The organism is Occallatibacter sp. FHG110214_02, assembly GCF_059115385.1.
Genome location: NZ_JBZYWK010000008.1, coordinates 134,984 through 153,324, shown reverse-complemented (window position 1 = coordinate 153,324; position 18,341 = coordinate 134,984). Strand labels below are relative to the sequence as shown.

Sequence of the window (18,341 nt, the reverse complement as noted above, 5' to 3'; positions counted from 1 at the left end):
GCAAGGCTTGGCTAGCCGTTGGCTTGTGCATAACAAACGCGATGAGCGCATCTGCGGCCAGCCCGGTGCATCTGGATCATAAAGGCGAACGCTGGGCAGAGACCACGCTGCGCAAGATGACGCTCGAAGAAAAAATTGGCCAGATGATAATGGTCTGGGCAAAGGTAGAGTTCCTGAATGTAAAGAGCTCAGAGTTCACGCAACTCGTCGATGAGATTCATAAGTACCACGTAGGCGGATTCGGCATCACATCTCCGGTCGAGAGCGGCCTCCTGGTCAAAGGCGACCCGTTTGAAGCCGCATATCTCGCCAACGCCCTGCAAAAGGAATCAAAGCTTCCGCTGATAATGGCCGCGGACTTTGAGCGCGGGGCCTCTATGCGTCTCACAGGCGCAACAGATCTTCCCGCAGCAATGGCCTTCGGCGCAGCGCATGACACGGAGTTAGCAAAGGAATTTGGCCGCGTCTCTGCCAAGGAAGCGCGAGCAATTGGTGTCGAATGGAACTGGGCACCAGTATCCGATGTGAACTCGAATCCTGCAAACCCTATTATCAACACGCGCTCGTTCGGCGAAGACCCAACACAGGTTGGCTCATTGGTGAGCGCATACATTGAAGGCGCTCGCAGCGCGGGTCTGCTTACAACAGCAAAGCACTTCCCGGGCCATGGTGATACAGACACAGACTCGCATCTTGCATTGGCGCGGGTCTCCGGCTCCATGGATCGACTGAACTCACTCGAACTCGTTCCCTTCAAACAGGCAATTGCGGCAGGCGTGGACTCCGTGATGATCGGGCATCTTGTAGTGCCTGCAATTGAGCCTGACCCAAACAAGCCGGCCAGCATCTCGTCGCACGTAGTAACCGGCCTCTTAAAGAATCAGCTTGGCTTCAAGGGCATCGTTATAACGGATGGCCTCGAAATGGCCGGGCTTACACATATCTTTTCCGGTCCCAATGATTCCGCCTCGAAAGCAGCGATTTCTGCAGACGAAGCAGTAGCGGCAGTGGAAGCTGGAGAAGATGTACTCTGTGTTCCGCCAGACCTCGATGGCGCATACAACGGATTACTCAACGCCGTGAAGCAAGGAAAAATCAGCGAGAAGCGCATCGACGAAAGCGTACGAAAGATTCTGCGAATGAAGGCTTCCGTCGGCCTGAACCAAAACCGCTTCGTCTCGCTTGAAAACGTGGCAAACGCCGTGGCCGACCCGGAGAGTGAAGCCCTGGCAGAGAAGGTCTCAGAGAAGGCGATTACGCTCGTGGAAGACAAGAGCAGCTTGGTGCCTTTGCGCACATCTTCCTCAGATGGAAAGGGAATCGTAGCCATCGAGTTTACGGACTCGCCCCGCGGGACCGATGGAAGCCGGGCCTTTACGGCGGAACTGTTCGCACGCTCTCCAGAAGCCAAAGTGCTGCATGTGGATGGAGCCAATGCGCGCTTCCAGTCGGACGCCGTGCTGGAGGCCGTGCACGGAGCCGCAACCGTGATTGTTGTCGCCGAATCCGTGCCCAGCGCGGGACGCGTAGTGCAAGGCAAGGCCACCGGCTCAATAGGCTTGAATGCTGGCCCAGCACAATTGCTCGCCAGCATCCTCAAGACCGCAGGCGACAAAACAATCCTCGCCGCCTTCGGCAATCCCTACGCGGGAATGTCGCTCGCCGGACTGCAAACGTACATTTGCACCTTCACCAATACGCCAACCTCGGCAAAGAGCCTGGTAAAAGCGCTCTTCGGTGAAATTCCAGTGGAGGGCCGGCTGCCGATTACCCTACCGGGGATCGCAACTCGTGGCACAGGGCTTGACCGCGAGATATCGAAAGCGCAGGCCGCAAAATAGCTAACCGCGGATAGATTCCCCATCTAAAACGGAATTCCGCCCACAGTTATTTCGATGGAAGAACCAGTATTTCTTCCATCGAAATACGCAAAGTTGACCATCCCTATCCCCCGGTGCGATGCTTGCCTTTCGTGTTTAGTTCGGGTTGCGAGCAGAATTGCTTTTGGAAGAGTCTTGAAGTCCGCAAAGCGATCCGCCACGAAGGATTTTTCGGCGCCTGCGCTGAGCCCGGCAACAATGCCTGTTGCGGACAGACAGCGTGCGCGTCCACTAAGGGAGCGCCAACGCCATGCTCATTCATCCTGACCGTTTGTTCCCGGCCGATCCTGATACGCGGAAGATTGCCCGCTCGCTCTATGAGCATGTAAAGGACTACCCCATCATCAGCCCGCACGGGCACACGCAGGCCTCGTGGTTTGTAGAGGACCAGCCATTTCCAGACCCCGCCAAGCTCTTCGTGCAGCCGGACCATTACGTCTTCCGCCTACTCTACAGTCAGGGTGTTTCGTTCAATGAATTGGAGATCGGCAAAGCGGTCATTGAAAATCCGCGCGCAGTCTGGAAGACCTTCGCCAGCAACTACTATCTCTTTCGCGGAACGCCAACGCGAATGTGGCTCGATTGGGAGTTCGCGGAACTGTTCGGGCTTCAGGAGCCACTTTCAGAAAAGACAGCGGACCTCTACTTCGACAAAATTTCAGAGAAGCTGGCAACGCCGGAGTTTCGCCCGCGCGCCCTTTATGAGCGCTTCAAAATAGAAGTGCTGGCAACAACAGACTCGCCCCTCGATTCTTTGGAAGACCACAAAAAGCTGCGCGAGTCAGGCTGGAAAGGCCGCGTAATCCCAACCTTTCGTCCAGACCCTGTAGTGGATGCGGATTTCATTGACTTTGCGCAGAACATCATCAAGCTGGGCGAACTGACCGGCGAGGATACAACAAAGTGGGAAGGCTACCTGAACGCATTACGCATAACGCGAAAGCGCTTCAAGGAGCAGGGAGCAACAGCCGCGGACCACGGTCATCCAACGCCGCAGACGGCAGACTTGTCGAAAGAAGATGCTGCCGTGTTGTTTGCACGCGTGCGTGAGGGTAAAGGTTGCAAAGCCGATGAAGAATTGTTCCGCGCCCAGATGCTCACAGAGTTTGCCGGCATGAGCGTGGAAGATGGCTTGGTAATGCAACTTCATCCCGGCTCCGTCCGCAACCATAATCGCTCGGTATACGAGCAATATGGCCGCGACACAGGCGCGGATATTCCGCAGGCCGTCAATTATGTGCACGGCTTAAAGCCGTTGCTCGACCGATATGGCAACGAGCATGACCTGCGCATCGTTCTCTTCACGCTGGACGAAACAACATACAGCCGGGAACTCGCGCCGCTTGCCGGGCACTATCCTTGCTTGCGATTAGGCCCACCGTGGTGGTTCCATGACAGCCCGGAAGGAATGATGCGCTTTCGCGAGCAGGTAACCGAGACGGCCGGCTTCTACAACACAACCGGATTCATCGATGACACACGCGCATTTCTTTCCATCCCCTCGCGTCATGATGTAGCGCGTCGAATTGATTGCGCATTCCTGGCGCGTCTGGTAGCCGAGCATCGTTTGCGTGAAGAGGATGCGTATGAGGTAGCGCGAGATTTAACGTACACACTGGCAAAGAAGGCATTCAGACTTTAGAAAAAGGGGCGCAACCAGGATGAGCGCAGCGCCGGATCAAATGCCGACAAACGAAGAACTCGTACCGGGAGCGCGCGTTGGTCGTGTGCGCTGGACGATTTGTGCCATGCTTTTTGCGGCCACAACCATCAATTATATGGACCGTCAGGTCATTTCGATACTTAAGCCAACGCTTGAGCATACCATCGGGCTGACCGAGGTGAACTATAGCTATGTAGTGAACGCCTTCCAGATTGCCTATGCAGTAGGCCTTCTGGCCGCCGGGCGCTTTGTAGATAAAGTAGGCACGCGAATCGGCTACATGACCATCATGGCCGTCTGGAGCCTGTCGGCAATGGCGCATTCGCTGGCCAACACCGTACTCGAATTTGCAGCAGCGCGGTTTGCATTAGGGCTTGGCGAAAGCGGCAACTTCCCGGCAGCAATTAAAACGATTGCCGAGTGGTTTCCACAGAGTGAGCGGTCGCTCGCGACAGGAATTTTCAACTCCGGCACAAACCTCGGCGTAATTCTTGCCTCACTGATTGTCCCATTCGTCACGCTCCGTTTCGGATGGCATACAGCCTTCCTGGTAACCGGAGCATTCAGTGCAATCTGGATCTTGTGGTGGTGGCGCTACTATCGCAAGCCATCCGACCACCCCACACTGACCGGCGCGGAGTTGCGATTCATCTACAGTGAAGCAGCAATGCAGATGGGTCCGTCCGTGCCATGGCTCAAGCTGTTGCGTTTCCGTCAAACGTGGGCATTTGCATTCGGCAAGTTTCTCACGGATCCAATCTGGTGGTTTTATCTCTTCTGGCTGCCTTCCTACTTCAGTTCGCGCTTCGGCCTGGACCTGAAGCACCTTGGCCTGCCGCTGATTCTTGTCTATAACGCATCTACGATTGGTAGTATCGGCGGCGGTTGGTTACCAGCCTTGTTCGAGAAAATGCGCTTCTCTCCGGTATCCTCACGCTTGTCGGCAATGTTGTTATGTGCAGTGTCGGTATTGCCAATCTTCATCCTGCCGCACATGAATTCCATGTGGGCCGCAATTGCAATATTAGGCTTGGCCGCTGCAGCACATCAGGGTTGGAGCGCGAACCTCTACACAACAGTTTCCGATATGTTTCCCCGCGGTGCCGTAGGCTCGGTAATAGGCATTGGCGGCATGGCTGGCTCTGTGGGCGGTGCTCTCCTCGCAACTTTCGCCGGGCAGATATTGGAACATACACATAGTTACAACACACTATTTTTTATTGCGGGAAGCGCCTATCTGTTGGCGCTGATAATGATTCAATTGCTAGCGCCATGGCTGCGCAAAGCGGAGTTAGAAATATGAGTTTGTACCTGGCAGTAGGCGATGAGAACGCAGCGTTTGATTCAGCAAAGCTGAAAGAGTTGTTGACAGAAACACTGGCAAAGCTGGGAGAGCGCAGGCGCGTGCTGGTCTTGCCTCCGGACCAGACGCGAGCGCATTCGCGCGCAGGCGAACTGACTCGGTATGCTTGGCAGCATTACGGCGACAACCTGAAGGCGATTCTGCCCGCACTGGGTACGCACGCTCCAATGCAGGAAAAAATACTGCAGCACATGTTTGGAGAAGTGCCGCTCAACCTGTTTCATGTACACAACTGGCGCACAGACATAGAAACACTAGGCGAGGTGCCAGGTGAATATGTGCAGGAACAGAGCGGAGGCTTGCTGAATTACGCATGGCCCGCGCAGGTCAACAAGTTAGTCTCACGCGGCGGATTCGACCTGATTCTGTCGATAGGACAAGTTGTTCCGCATGAAGTCATCGGCATGGCCAACTACAACAAGAACGTTCTTGTTGGAACAGGCGGACGCGAAGGAATCAATCGTAGCCACTATCTCGGTGCCGTATATGGAATGGAACGCATCCTGGGCCGCGCGATAAACCCCGTGCGCAATGTCCTGAATTACGCATCAGATCATTTCCTGAATCACCTGCCAATCATCTACGTGCTGACCGTAGTGCGGCGTACGGAAAATGGAGAACTCGCAGTCTGCGGCCTATTCGTCGGCGATGATGTGGAGTGTTTCCTGAAAGCCGCAGAACTAAGCCTCAAAGTAAATTTTGAAATCGTGCCGGAGCCGTTGAAGAAAGCTGTTGTCTATCTCGACCCGCATGAGTTTCATTCCACATGGCTGGGCAACAAAGCGGTGTATCGCACGCGAATGGCGTTAGCCGATGATGCGGAGCTGATTGTTCTTGCGCCCGGTGTGAATACATTTGGTGAAGACAAGATCATCGACAAACTGATTCGCAAGTATGGCTATCGCGGGACCCCGGCAACACTCAAAGCCGTGGAGAGTGACACCGAACTTGCCAATGATCTGAGCGCGGCAGCGCACTTGATTCATGGTTCATCAGAGGGACGATTCCGCATTACATGGTGCCCAGGACATTTAACGCGTGAAGAAGTAGAGGGCGTCGGCTATAGCTATGGAGAACTAAGCGCAATGACTGCAGGATATGATCCTGCAAAGCTGCAGCATGGCATAAATCGCATCGATGGCGAAGATGTCTTTTTCATTGCAAACCCAGGGCTAGGTCTCTGGGCGCACGCTAGCCGCTTATAGAAAAGGAGTCTGCAATGAGTGCAGTATTGGAATTGCCAAAGTATTCTCTCGGGACAGGCGACCGCTTTGCGCATCAAGCTAAGGCGCAGCTCGCAGCCTGTGCGCGAGCGTTGAAAGACGGCATGGAGGTTGTGCCGGTTTGGAACAAATCAAACCGCGAGCACACGATTATTGGTTCCAATCCAACGAGCACACGTCAGGCCGTGGATGCCGCAGTGAAAGACCTAAACTGGCCTCTGCCGTATTTTTTGGACGCAGATCATATCGGTTTGCAGACAGTGGATCGATATCTTTCAGTATGCGACTTTTACACAATTGATGTAGCAGATTTCATCGGCAAACCAGCTCCGCAAGCGGATATTGATACATTTGTTGCGTCGCATCGTGGGTTGGCAGGCTCTCTAAAGTTCAACGGAATCACAGAAGACCTCGTGATTACTGAAGAGGACTTGCGCGAAACGGCAGAGAAATTTCTATCTGCCGTAAAGACAGCCGGTGAAGTATATCGCAAGATTGCTTCGGTGAAAGGCGCAGGAAAATTCATTTCCGAAATTTCGATGGATGAAACAGACCGCGCACAGAGTCCAGTGGAGCTGCTGATTATTCTGGCGGCAATCGCCTCAGAGGGAATCCCGATTCAGACAATTGCTCCAAAGTTCAGCGGGCGCTTCAACAAGGGGGTAGATTATGTCGGTGACGTATCTCAGTTCGCACGTGAATTTGAATTAGATGTGGCCGCGATTGCGCATGCAGTAGAGCACTTCGGATTGCCGAAGAGTCTGAAGTTGAGTGTGCATTCCGGCAGTGACAAATTTTCAATTTATCCAGCAATTTATGCCTCCCTGAAGAAGTTCAATGCCGGAGTGCATCTTAAAACAGCAGGCACAACATGGCTCGAAGAACTGATTGGGCTCGCGGAAGCAGGCGGCGAAGGGCTCGAACTGGCAAAGGAGATTTATGCCGAAGCCTTCGCGCACCGTGAAGAGCTCAGCGGGCCATATGCAACAGTGATTGATATAGATGTTGCCAAATTGCCTTCGCCTGAAACAGTTAAGGAATGGAGTTCTGAGCAGTATGTGCGTGCGTTGCGGCACGTGCAGAGCGATCCAGCCTATAACGCAAGCTTGCGGCAACTACTGCATATAGGCTTTAAGGTAGCCGCCAAGATGGGAGCGCGTTACTTGAATTTATTAGAGGCAAACGAAGCAGTGATTGCAAAAAATGTAGCGGAGAATCTTTACGCACGGCATATTGTGCCGGTGTTCTTCGGCAAGGAAGCACATGCTGAGTTAGCAACACAAGGCGCAACCGCAAAGGAGATGCAATGAGTGCAGAGATCCTCAGTCTGAAAGGCAATACAGTTGTCATTACTGGAGGCACTTCGGGAATTGGTCGCGCATTGAGCCTGGGATTTGCCGAGGCAGGCGCAGACGTAGTGGCAACCGCGCGGCGCAAAGAGCAAGTGGAAGAGACCGCGACAGCAATTGAAAAGCTGGGGCGCAAGACACTGCGCGTGACTTCGGATGTGACAGATCGTGCATCTCTCGTAGCATTGCACGACGAAGTGGAGAAGACATTCGGCAAGGTAGATATACTCATCAACTGCGCAGGCCGCATCAAGCGCGTGCCAACAATGGATGTGACGGAAGAAGATTGGAATTCAATCCTCGATACGAATCTGACGGGAACGCTGCGAGCCTGCCAGGTCTTTGGTAAAGGCATGCTGGAACGCGGATACGGACGCATCATCAACATCACATCGCTGAACAGCTACGTCGCGTTGCATGAAGTTGCAGCGTATGCAGCGAGCAAGTCAGCAGTGAGTTCACTAACGCGTTCCCTCGCAGTGGAGTGGTCGCGGAAAGGCGTAACCGTAAACGCAATTGCTCCGGGTGTATTTAAGACGGAGCTGAATGCAGCGCTGCTGGAAGGAACTCCGCGCGGGCATGAACTGCTGATGCGCACGCCGATGGGCCGCTTTGGAAAAACAGAAGAGTTGATTGGAGCCGCGTTGTACCTGGCCTCGGATGCGGCTTCATTCGTGACCGGGCAAACAATCGTAGTGGATGGCGGATTCTTGGCCAGCGGCGTAAATCAATAGCCAGTGCTGCATCAGTTGAATAGGAAAAGGCCGCGCATCGTGCGGCCTTTTTCTGTTCTCGTCCCTAGCGTTGAATGACAGCAGAGCCACCATTGGCAAGAGCTTTAATCTGCTCCAGCGTGGCCATCGTAGTGTCACCGGGGAAGGTGGTAAGCAGCGCGCCATGCGCCCAGCCATAGCGCAATGCCTGCTCAGCCGATTCGCCATTAAGCAGACCGTAGATAAAGCCCGCGGCAAAACCATCGCCGCTGCCCACGCGGTCGTAAATATCCAGGTCCATCTCAGGCGTTTCGATATGCTCGCTATTCATCCAGGCAAGCGCGCGCCACGTGTGGCGATTGGTCGAGAGCACGTTGCGATAAGTCGCAGCAATCGCCTTGATGTTAGGGAAGTGCGACACGGTTTGCTGCATAAGGTCGGTGATGATTTCCGGGCCATGCTCTGTGTGCAGGTGCTGCTTGTTGTCAGGCAGAAGCATGGCATCTACGCCAATGAGCACGTCAGCATACCGAACGATATCCGAGAAAACTTCGCGAGCCTTGGTGACTCCGCCCTCATTCTTCCAGAGCTTCTCACGATAGTTAAGGTCAAAGGAGACAACCGCTCCAGCCTTGCGCGCCGCCTGCATAGCCTCAATCGTAAGGTCAGCAGCAGAATGCGAGAGTGAAGCAAAAATGCCGCCGGAATGAAACCATCGCACGCCTTCGCCGAAGATAGCGCCCCAGTCAAAATCACCGGGTTTGAGCTGAGCAGCCGCCTCATTCGCTCGATTGTAAAAAACGATAGGCCCTCGCACGCCAAAGCCACGGTCGCTGAAGACAGTAGCCATGTTTGGTCCGCGCACGCCGTCGTGCTCAAAGGTGCGATAGATAGGCCGCACGCCCATGGCACGCACGCGTTCAGCAATCAGGTCGCCAATGGGGTAGTTGACCATGGCCGAAGCGATAGCGGCCCGCTGCCCAAAACCATCGGCAAGATTGGCGGCGACGTTGAACTCGCCGCCGCTGACATGGATTTTTGCTTCTATTGCTTTGCGAAAAGGAATGATGCCAGGATCGATGCGGTGAACCAGCGCGCCGAGCGAAAGAAAATCCAGCGCGCCGTCTTTAGAAATCTCGAAGCCGAGGCTCATTCCTCTTCTCCTGTGTTGCGCCTTACTCAACAGCGATGCCTACTTTAACGCCCTCAAGATCGGTGGCAGTTTCCGCAGAGCCATAAACCAGCTCAACCGTGCGAACAGCCGCGCGAATGGAACTTATCATTTGTTCTACGACCGCAGTGGTTTCAGGCTTGGCAGCCGCAACGTCCAGCGTAACCTTCGCAAGCCGCCGCGTCTGCGAAACCTTAGCCGTCGTGCGAAGTCCGCGCACGGCAACCAGGATAGCCTGCAGCACTTCCATCTCCGGAACCGTCACATTCCACTCGGCATTTGCAACAGGCCACTGCGACTTGTGCAGCGAAGCATCTGCTTCATGTGCCTTGTAGAACTGCTGGTAAAGATACTCCGTCACAAACGGCAGAAACGGCGCATACAGCCCGAGAATAATGCGCAAGCTCTCAAACAGCGTAGTGCGCGCCGAAGCACGCGTCTGCTCCGAGTAGCTCTCCGGTGTCCAGAAGCGGTCCTTAATCAGCTCCAGATAGTCATCGCAGAAGACCGACCAGAAGAAGCCGTCCGTAGCCTCCCGCGCCTCGTGATAGCTGTAGCCTTCAAACGCCTTTTTCGCCTTGGGCAGAACCTTGTTCAACTCGGCAAGCAGCCAGCGGTCTTCCGGCGTGCGCTCGGCGAAGGGGATGAAGTCCTTGACGGGGTCATAGGGGCCCATTTGCAGGTCGGCAAAGCGAGCCGCATTCCACAGCTTCACAACCAGCTTGCGCCCAATCTGCACATCCTTCTCGTTGTAGCGCAGATCGTGCCCCAGAGAGCCGCCAGAAGCCCAGTACCGCACGCTGTCCGCGCCAAACTTCTGAATCACCGCATACGGATCATAGCGGTTATACCCATTCGCATCGGTGTACTGCTCAAGGTCGCGCTTGGAAATCTTCTTGCCGTTCTCGTTCAATCCCCAACCGGAGATCATCACGTTCTTCCACGGCAAGCTGTTCGTATGCAGATGCGACTTCACGAGCGTATAAAACAGCCATGTGCGAATAATCTCAAACGCCTGCACGCGCACCGTCATCGGATACACGCTCGCATCGCCAACGCGCCCCGGCGTTCCCGCCCAGTTCGAGTTGATAAGCGGCGAAACCGACGAAGTCATCCACGTATCGAGCACGTCAAAGTCCGGCGTAAACTCCGCCGAGCCGCACTTCGGACACACCGCAACCGGGCACTTCGACTCCGTAGGATCAATCGGCAGCGAAGCCTCATCCGCCAGCAGAACCTCGTGGCAGGCAGCGCAGAACCACACCGGCACCGGCACGCCATAAAAACGCTGGCGGCTGATATTCCAGTCGTACTTAAGCCCCTTGATCCAGTCTTCCAACCGAATCTGCATCCACTCCGGAAACCACGTCAGTTCCTTCGCACGCTCCAGCAGCTCATCCTTCATATCCATCACGCGGATAAACCACTGCGGAGCCATCACAAACTCAACCGGAGCATCCGAACGGTCCGAAACGCTCACAACCTGGTCAACCGTCTTCGAGCCCGTAAGCACGCCGGCTTCCGTCAGCGCAGCCACAATCTTGCCGCGAGCCTCATCACTCTTCAGCCCGGCAAACTGCCCTGCAAGCTCCGTCAGCCGCCCGTTGGAAGCAATCACAATGCGCAGCTCAAGCCCATCGCGCTTCCACCGCCGCACGTCTTCGCTGTCGCCAAAGGTACAAACCATCATCAAGCCAGTACCAAAGGCCGGATCAACATCATCATCCGCAAGAATCGGCACCGTCTGCCCAAACAGCGGCACTATCGCGGTCTTGCCCAGCAGATGCGTATAGCGCTCGTCCTTGCTGTTGCAATAAAGCGCCACGCAAGCAGGCAGCAGCTCCGGTCGCGTCGTAGAAATCGTCAGCGGCGAGCCATCTGCACCCTTGAACTGAATATCATGCAGCTTGCCCTTGCGCTCAATCGTTTCCAGGTCAGCCTGCGCCAGGGAAGTTTCCAGCACCGGGTCCCACAGCACCGGCTCATTCGAGCGGTAAATGCGCCCCGCCTTGAACAGATCAATAAACGATTTCTGCGAAGTCCGCTGGCAATGGTCGTCAATCGTGGAGTAGCGCAGCTTCCAATCCACGCTCAGCCCCAGCCTCCGCCACAGCTTCTCGTACTCCTGCGCGCCCTCGGTCGTCACCTGCAGACACAGCGCGCGAAACTCGCTGCGCGTCGTCTTCGACTTGTTAATCTTGAACGTCTTCTCAACGTAGCGCTCCGTGGGCAGACCGTTGTCGTCAAAGCCCATCGGATAAAAAATCTTCCGCCCGTTCATGCGGTGGTAGCGCACAATAAACTCGGCCTGCGCATAGCTCATCGCGTGGCCCACATGCAGGTGCGAAGCCGAAACATACGGCGGCGGCGTGTCAATGGAGAAGGTTTCGCCCAGCGCATTCGGGTCGTACGAATAAATACCCAGCTCATCCCACAGCTTCTGGCAGTAGGCTTCCACTTCAGCCGTATCGATTTCCTTCGGGAGCCGGCTCTCTAATTCCTGTTGCATATTTTTTGCGGTCGCTTCCGTAGCCCTGTTGGGAATTGTGCTGCCTTATTGGAAAGGGGAGCAGAAAAACAGGGCTAAACACCTTATTATATCGGGCGATGTCGCACCGCCAACTCTTCCGCACTGCCTACGGATTCACAAACACCGGCTTCTCATCCGGCGCCCCCGGAATCCGAAAATTCACAACCGTATAAGTCACCGGCGCATCCGAATCATTCCGCGCCGCATGCGGCACATTCGACCCCATATAGAAAACAGACCCCGGCCCCGCCGTAGTCCACTTCCCGTTGATAAGCACCGTAGCCTGTCCTTCCTTGATGATAAGAATCTCCTCATTCGGATGCTTATGCGGAGCATGCGAGGCCTGGTGAGCATTCAGTGTCGTCACATGAATATCCAGATCAGCCAGCGTAGCCGTCGGCCCCTTGAACAAGGTGCGCAACTGGCCCGCGTTGGTCGTCTTCGCCGGAACGCTGGCCCAGTCAATCGCCCACGATTTACCCACAGGAAACGCCTGCTGCGCCAGCGCAAATCCTCCAGCGGTAAGCACTGCAGCGGTAACGGCAATCAGGCCATCGCGAAACGAGAACTTCAGACGAGTCAACATTAAGCCTCCAAATGGAACGCAACCAATGTAATCGAGCCCGCGCGGAGTTTGCACCTCTCCCCGCTCAAAATCAGGATGAAGAACACCCACCTCTTCGGTATTCTTAGTGCATTCATGATGATGAAACCTGCCTTTCTTCCTCTTGCGGTTGCGTTTTGCGTATCGACCTCGTCCCTGTTAACTGCGCAGCAGGGCGCTCCGAACGCCCTTGCCTACAAGGGCGAGCAGCCTGCGCACGCGCAGCACGGAATGGTCGTGAGCGTCCATCACCTCGCCTCTGATGCTGGCGTAGAAATCCTGCAAGCCGGTGGCAACGCCGTCGATGCAGCCGTAGCAACCGGCTTCGCGCTGGCCGTTACGCACCCGGCAGCCGGAAACCTCGGCGGCGGCGGTTTCCTCCTGCTCCGCAAAAAGAACGGCAAAAGCACCTTCATCGACTTCCGCGAAAAAGCCCCCGTCGCAGCCACGGAAACCATGTATCAGGACGCGCAGGGCAACATCATTCCCGGAGCCAGCGTCACTGGCTACAAGGCCATCGCCACGCCGGGTTCTGTGGCGGGCCTCGTCTACGCCGAAAAGAAATACGGCAAGCTCGGCCTCCAGAAAGTCATGCAGCCCGCCATCCGCCTGGCAGGCGAAGGCTTTGAGCTCACAGCAGAAGAGGCGCACGAGCTGGCCTCGCCGGGCTTGAAAGGCTTCGCCGACTCGCGCCGCATCTTCCAGCGCGACGGAAATCTCTACAAGGAAGGCGAAATCTTCAAGCAGCCCGAGCTGGCGCAAACCCTCACGCGCATCTCTGAAAACCCCGACGACTTCTACCACGGCAAAATGGCGCAGCAGCTCGTAGACGACCTGAAAAAAGGCGGCGCGCTGCTCACCACTGAGGACCTCGCGCACTACACCGTAGCCGAGCGCAAGCCCGTCGAAGGCAAGTTCCACCAGTTCAAGGTCATCAGCTCGCCGCCACCGTCCTCCGGCGGCATCGTGCTCATCTCGGCGCTCAACATCCTGTCGAAGTACGACCTCTCCAAGCTGGGCGACCGCTCGCCGCAGGAGCTTCACCTCATCACCGAGGCCTACCGCCGCGCCTTCATGGACCGTACCGACTACATGGGCGATCCGGACTACAACACCATCCCCACCAAGCAGATGATTGCAAAGAAGTACGGCGACGCCTGGCGAGCCTCCATCGGCGAGACAAAAGCCACCCCCAGCGCCGATCTGAAGCGCCCCGCCGGCTTCCTGCCCGACCCGCCCAAAACCGCCGGCCAGCGGCACGAGTCCAACAACACCACGCACTACTCCGTTGTAGATAAGGACGGCAACGCCGTCAGCGTAACCACCACGCTCAACAACAGCTTCGGCTCGCAGGTCACAAGCGGCACGCTCGGCTTCCTGCTCAACGACGAAATGGACGACTTCGCCTCCAAGATGAACACCCCGAACATGTACGGCCTCATCCAGGGCCCGGCCAACGCCATCGCCCCCGGCAAGCGCCCGCTCTCCGCCATGACGCCCACCATCGTGCTCGAAAACGGCAAGCTGCGCTACGTGCTCGGCTCACCCGGCGGCCCGCGCATCATCACCACGGTGGCGAACATCTTCCTGTCCGTCAGTGAAGGCGGCCTCAACATTCAGGAAGCCGTAGACGCCCCGCGCTTCCACCACCAATACCTGCCGGACACCCTCTACCTCGAACCCGGTTTCCCGCAGGAAACCATCGACGGCCTCAAGACAATGGGCTACAACGTCTCTGTCAGCAAGGGCCACTGGTCCAACGGCGAGTGCATCTCCATAGACCCGCAAACAGGCGAACTAAGCGGCGGTCAGGACCACCGCAGCCACTACGGCAAAGCCTCCGGCTACTAAGCAAAGTCCCGTGCCCTATCCTTCTGCGTTTTTTGCAGAAGGGTGGGACCCCCATACCGCCCGCTTTCCCCGTCTAAGCTCTCCCACAAACAACGTGGTGCCCTGGTTTTCCCACAAAAGAAGGCAGTGTCATCCTGGTCGAAGCGCATTGGGGCCCCACGAAGTGGGGTAGTCGGAGTGAAGGATCTGCGGTTGCCTTTCGCTGCCTTCCACACAACCCCAATTCCCGACCACCGGGAGGGTCACAAAAGTCTTGTGGCGCGCCAAGCGCGCATCCGCAGCATGCAATGCAAAATAAATCCCAAATCTGTGGATAACTCTTGCGCTCAATTAAACCCTTTTGTGCCACACTAACAATCAAGCAGAAAAACGGCCCGATTCCAAAGGAATCGGGCCGTTTTTCTGCTAACTCGCTAACTCAAAAGAAAGGAGTCCTCATGCGCTCATCGACAAGCACAATCTCCTGTACCCTGCATCCCGTCCCCCGCCTTTTGCACAGTTCCGGAATAAAGAAACCGCACAGTCCCTGTGCAATCGCCCGTAACTCATACAAAACAAAAGAACTGAAAAAGCACCCCGCTGTGCGCATACACACGGACGCGTAAATAAACCATTAGAAATAACCCGGCGCAGCCTCTATATACACCCCGTTAAGCCGGAGCAGCAGCACGCAGAGCCAGGCCATGCGCAACCGAGGTGAACTCATTGCCCCCGCGAAGCCGATCCGCCCCAAATCGGGCAGCAAACACCCGCCGTACAGCAGGAACAAACGCACTTCCGCCAGTCAGAAACACAGCATCAACCTGCCGCGGAGCCACCCCGCTGCTGCGCAAAAGGGTATCGACGGAGTTTTCAATCGCAGCAAGGTCTTCCGCAATCCACCCCTCAAAATCAGCGCGGCTTACAGGAATGCGCAGGTCGATAGTGGGGTGAAAAGGAGCATCGCGAAAGCGAAACTCCGCCTGCTCATTACTGGAAAGCGCAAACTTCACCTGCTGAACGGCCTGATGGAGCTGATAGCCAAGGTCGCCATCAATAACAGCAATAAGCGCCTCAATCTTCTCAGGCTCAAGCGCACGAGCCAGGGTGCCTTTCAGAATTTCGCGAACATTGTTCGTACGCAGAAACGAGAGATAGTGCCACCGCTCCAGGTTGGCGTAAATCCACGCGGGAACAGCCGGCAGAATCTTGTTGAACGACCGTATCTCCGAGTTCGACCCAAGCGCTGGAGAGACAAGCTTACGCACAATACGCGCATCAAAAGCATCGCCAGCCAGGCCAAGACCGCTGTTGCCTAACAGGTCTTCCGGCCGCCGCCCACGTTTACGCACCTCCGGCCCTACGCGCAGAAGCGAAAAGTCACTGGTGCCGCCGCCAAAGTCGCCAATAAGAATAAGCTGGTCGCGGTCAAGCGTGGACTCGTAAGCGTAAGCTGCGCCCAGCGGCTCCATCTCAAAATCAACATGCTCAAACCCGGCAGCGGTAAAAGCTTCGCGCAGCCGGGAGACAGCATAGTCGTCGTCCTCTTCGGTATCAGCACCAACAAAACGCACAGGGCGTCCAACGGTAGCCGTACGGATAGGGTGCCCAAACTGCTTCTCCGCCTGCTTGCGCAGGTCAGTGAGAATACGAGCGACCAGCTCCTCAATGCGATGGCGGCGGCCAAAAACTTCCGTCCCCGTAAGCGAGCGGCTAGGCAGATGCGATTTCAGCGACTGAATCAGCCGCCCCTTTTCGTCCGCTTCAAGATAGCGCTCAATGGCCTCAGGGCCAGTCCAGCCATGAGCGCGCTTCATCCCGCTGGGAGATTGCGTCTGCTCGAAGTAGAGCACGGAGCGAAACGAGGGAATAATTTCACCAAGAAAGGAAAACGTAGCAAGTTGCACCTGGCCGTTCGCATCAAGGCGCGCGATGGTGCTGTTGGTAGTTCCAAAGTCGATGCCGATAGAAGCGTGGGGAAGACTGCTGCCATGCATTGCTTCATTATCTCGCAAGGTAGATGGCTTCATGGCGGCTGGCCGCGTGCCTTATGCTCAGATTTAGACCCACTCGTGACCGACTTTGCCCAATCCGTAAAGCAGCAGGCTGACATTGTGAAGGTGATTGAGGGCTACGTGCGCCTGCGCAAGGCCGGAGCCACCAACTGGACGGGCCTGTGCCCCTTTCACAAGGAGAAGTCGCCGTCATTTTCCGTTCACGGCCCGCGCCAGTTCTTCCACTGCTTCGGCTGCGGCGTCTCCGGGGATGTCTTCACCTTCGTCAGCAAGATTGAGAACGTAAGCTTTCCGGAAGCAGTGCGAATCGTAGCGCAGAAGTGCGGAATTCCACTGCCGAAGAGAGAGTATTCCTCGCCGGAAGAGGCCGCGGAGGCGCGTCTCCGGCGCAAGCTGCTCGACCTGCATGAAGCAGCCACAACCTGGTTCGAGGAGCAGTTGAACAGCCCCGAGGGCGCAGTAGCGCGGGAATATCTGGCTGGCCGCGGACTCGACCCAAAAGGAATCAAAGAATTCCGCATCGGCTATGCACCAGACAGCTTCAATGCCCTGCGCGACCACTTGAGCAAGATGGCGAACCCCGAAGAGTTGCGTGCCAGCGGCCTCTTCAGCAGCAAAGAGCACGAAGACGGAACGCAAGGCCCTCTCTATGACAAGTTCCGCAAACGCGTCACTTTTCCCATCGCGAACGAAGGCGGGAGGGTAATTGCGTTTACAGCGCGAACGCTGGAAACGGGCGAAAAAGCCGGCCCGAAGTATATGAACTCGCCGGAAACGCCGCTCTATTCCAAGGGGCATGTGCTCTTCAATCTCGATAAGGCGAAGGCCTCGATTCGCACGGCAGGATTTGCGCTGCTGGTGGAAGGCCAGATGGACTGCATCAGCGTCTATCTGCGCGGAATTCGCAACGTAATCGCCACAAGCGGCACAGCCTTTACCGAGCACCAGGTGAACGTGCTGCGGCGTCACACAACGCAACTTGCGGTGAACTTCGACCCCGATGCGGCAGGCGCAAATGCAGCAGAGAAGTCGATTGCGCTCCTGACCGAAGAAGGCTTCGACCTGAAAATCGTAACGCTGGAAGACGGCCTTGACCCCGACCGCTACGTCCGCGAGCGCGGCCTGGATGCCTACGTACAGGCAATTCGCGGGGCGCGCCGTCAGGCAGACTATCTGATCGAGCGCGCGCGGATGCAGTTCCCCGGCGCAAACGCGGAGCAGAAGGTAAAAGCGATGAATTTCCTGCTTCCGCATATCCGGCGGATTCCGCAGGACCTGGTACGAAGCCAGTTTGCAGCGGATGCAGCGCAGAAACTGGGCATTGACTCAGCGGTAATGCGCGAAGAACTGCGTCAGGCAGCGCTAAAGCGGCGGGATTCGGTGGAGGTGCGAACCTCCGCGCTCACAGAAGTCGAGCGAGTGCTGCTGCGAGCGCTGGCAGTGACAGACCCGGAACATGAGCAGGCAAGGCGGCTGGCCGCGCAGGGCATTTCTGAGCAGCCGGCATGGTTTGAGGCTCTTCCCAGCTTTAGCGCCATGCGGGCATTGGCGGATCGGAAAGCCGCCGATCCAATGGAAATAGTTGAGGACGAGCGGCAGCGGGCTCTGCTCGCGGAAGCGTTGCTGGGCGAGACGCGCCCGCCGGGCGAGCTGGAAGTTTTCAGCGCCTTGCAGGAGATTCAGGAGCGTGCTCTGGAGCACGAGCTGCGAGCCACGCGTGCTCGAATTGCCGAAGCAGAGCGCCGCGGAGATGTGGCCGAAGTGGTCGCGCAGAGCCAGCGGAAGATGGAACTGGACCGGGCTCTGATGGAGCTGCATCGGCAGCGTCCGCCGGGAGCTTGAGACGGCTGGATTTGCGCGGAATTTTGAGCCTTGAGTGGGCTCAAATGCGTCTAAACAAACAGGAGCAGGGCAGCCGGATTGCGAGATTCGGTACGCCCCCAGAGAAACAACTGGTACAGCGGAACGGTTCGGCGCGGCACATATCCCGGTTTGCAGGT

12 protein-coding genes are annotated in these 18,341 nt (G+C 56.4%); 8 read left to right on the top strand and 4 right to left on the bottom strand.

Annotation, left to right across the window (positions count from 1 at the left end):
• Positions 1–41 precede the first annotated feature (41 nt).
• The 6 genes from AC5S3R_RS09760 (at position 42) to AC5S3R_RS09735 (ending at position 8,212) form a co-directional block, all read left to right on the top strand.
• Positions 42–1,841 (top strand): glycoside hydrolase family 3 protein, encoded by a 1,800-nt coding sequence (locus tag AC5S3R_RS09760; protein WP_494266841.1) that lies wholly within the window; start codon positions 42–44, stop codon positions 1,839–1,841.
• A 289-nt stretch (positions 1,842–2,130) separates the two neighbouring features.
• The gene (gene uxaC / locus AC5S3R_RS09755) at positions 2,131–3,522 is read left to right on the top strand and encodes a glucuronate isomerase (protein ID WP_494266840.1); all 1,392 of its coding nucleotides are present in this window, start codon (positions 2,131–2,133) and stop codon (positions 3,520–3,522) included.
• 40 nt (positions 3,523–3,562) lie between these two features.
• Positions 3,563–4,846 (top strand): MFS transporter, encoded by a 1,284-nt coding sequence (locus AC5S3R_RS09750; protein WP_494266839.1) that lies wholly within the window; start codon positions 3,563–3,565, stop codon positions 4,844–4,846.
• On the top strand, positions 4,843–6,111 hold the full coding sequence (locus AC5S3R_RS09745; protein ID WP_494266838.1) for a nickel-dependent putative hexonate epimerase: 1,269 nt from the start codon (positions 4,843–4,845) through the stop codon (positions 6,109–6,111). The genes AC5S3R_RS09750 and AC5S3R_RS09745 overlap by 4 nt, the downstream gene beginning before the upstream one ends.
• A gap of 14 nt (positions 6,112–6,125) precedes the next feature.
• The gene (locus tag AC5S3R_RS09740; protein ID WP_494266837.1) at positions 6,126–7,439 is read left to right on the top strand and encodes a tagaturonate epimerase family protein; all 1,314 of its coding nucleotides are present in this window, start codon (positions 6,126–6,128) and stop codon (positions 7,437–7,439) included.
• Positions 7,436–8,212, top strand: coding sequence for an SDR family NAD(P)-dependent oxidoreductase (locus tag AC5S3R_RS09735; RefSeq protein ID WP_494266836.1), 777 nt, complete (start codon positions 7,436–7,438; stop codon positions 8,210–8,212). Before AC5S3R_RS09740 ends, AC5S3R_RS09735 begins: the two co-directional genes overlap by 4 nt.
• 64 nt (positions 8,213–8,276) lie before the next feature.
• Here the strand turns inward: AC5S3R_RS09735 and AC5S3R_RS09730 are convergent, their stop codons facing one another.
• The 3 genes from AC5S3R_RS09730 to AC5S3R_RS09720 form a co-directional block, all read right to left on the bottom strand.
• Positions 8,277–9,344 (bottom strand): PfkB family carbohydrate kinase, encoded by a 1,068-nt coding sequence (locus tag AC5S3R_RS09730; protein WP_494266835.1) that lies wholly within the window; start codon positions 9,342–9,344, stop codon positions 8,277–8,279.
• 22 nt (positions 9,345–9,366) lie between these two features.
• Entirely contained in the window at positions 9,367–11,871 is a 2,505-nt protein-coding gene (locus AC5S3R_RS09725; protein ID WP_494266834.1) for a valine--tRNA ligase, read from the bottom strand.
• A gap of 127 nt (positions 11,872–11,998) precedes the next feature.
• On the bottom strand, positions 11,999–12,478 hold the full coding sequence (locus AC5S3R_RS09720) for a cupin domain-containing protein (protein WP_494266833.1): 480 nt from the start codon (positions 12,476–12,478) through the stop codon (positions 11,999–12,001).
• Positions 12,479–12,553: 75 nt separating this feature from the next.
• Between AC5S3R_RS09720 and ggt the strand changes: the two genes are divergently transcribed.
• The gene (gene ggt, locus AC5S3R_RS09715; protein WP_494266832.1) at positions 12,554–14,347 is read left to right on the top strand and encodes a gamma-glutamyltransferase; all 1,794 of its coding nucleotides are present in this window, start codon (positions 12,554–12,556) and stop codon (positions 14,345–14,347) included.
• A 650-nt stretch (positions 14,348–14,997) separates the two neighbouring features.
• On the opposite strand, the gene AC5S3R_RS09710 is transcribed toward ggt, so the two are convergent.
• Positions 14,998–16,323: an Hsp70 family protein gene (locus tag AC5S3R_RS09710; RefSeq protein ID WP_494266831.1), complete on the bottom strand. Its 1,326-nt coding sequence runs from the start codon at positions 16,321–16,323 to the stop codon at positions 14,998–15,000.
• A 75-nt stretch (positions 16,324–16,398) separates the two neighbouring features.
• On the opposite strand from AC5S3R_RS09710, the gene dnaG reads away from it, so the two are divergent.
• On the top strand, positions 16,399–18,183 hold the full coding sequence (gene dnaG, locus AC5S3R_RS09705) for a DNA primase (RefSeq protein ID WP_494266830.1): 1,785 nt from the start codon (positions 16,399–16,401) through the stop codon (positions 18,181–18,183).
• Positions 18,184–18,341 lie beyond the last annotated feature (158 nt).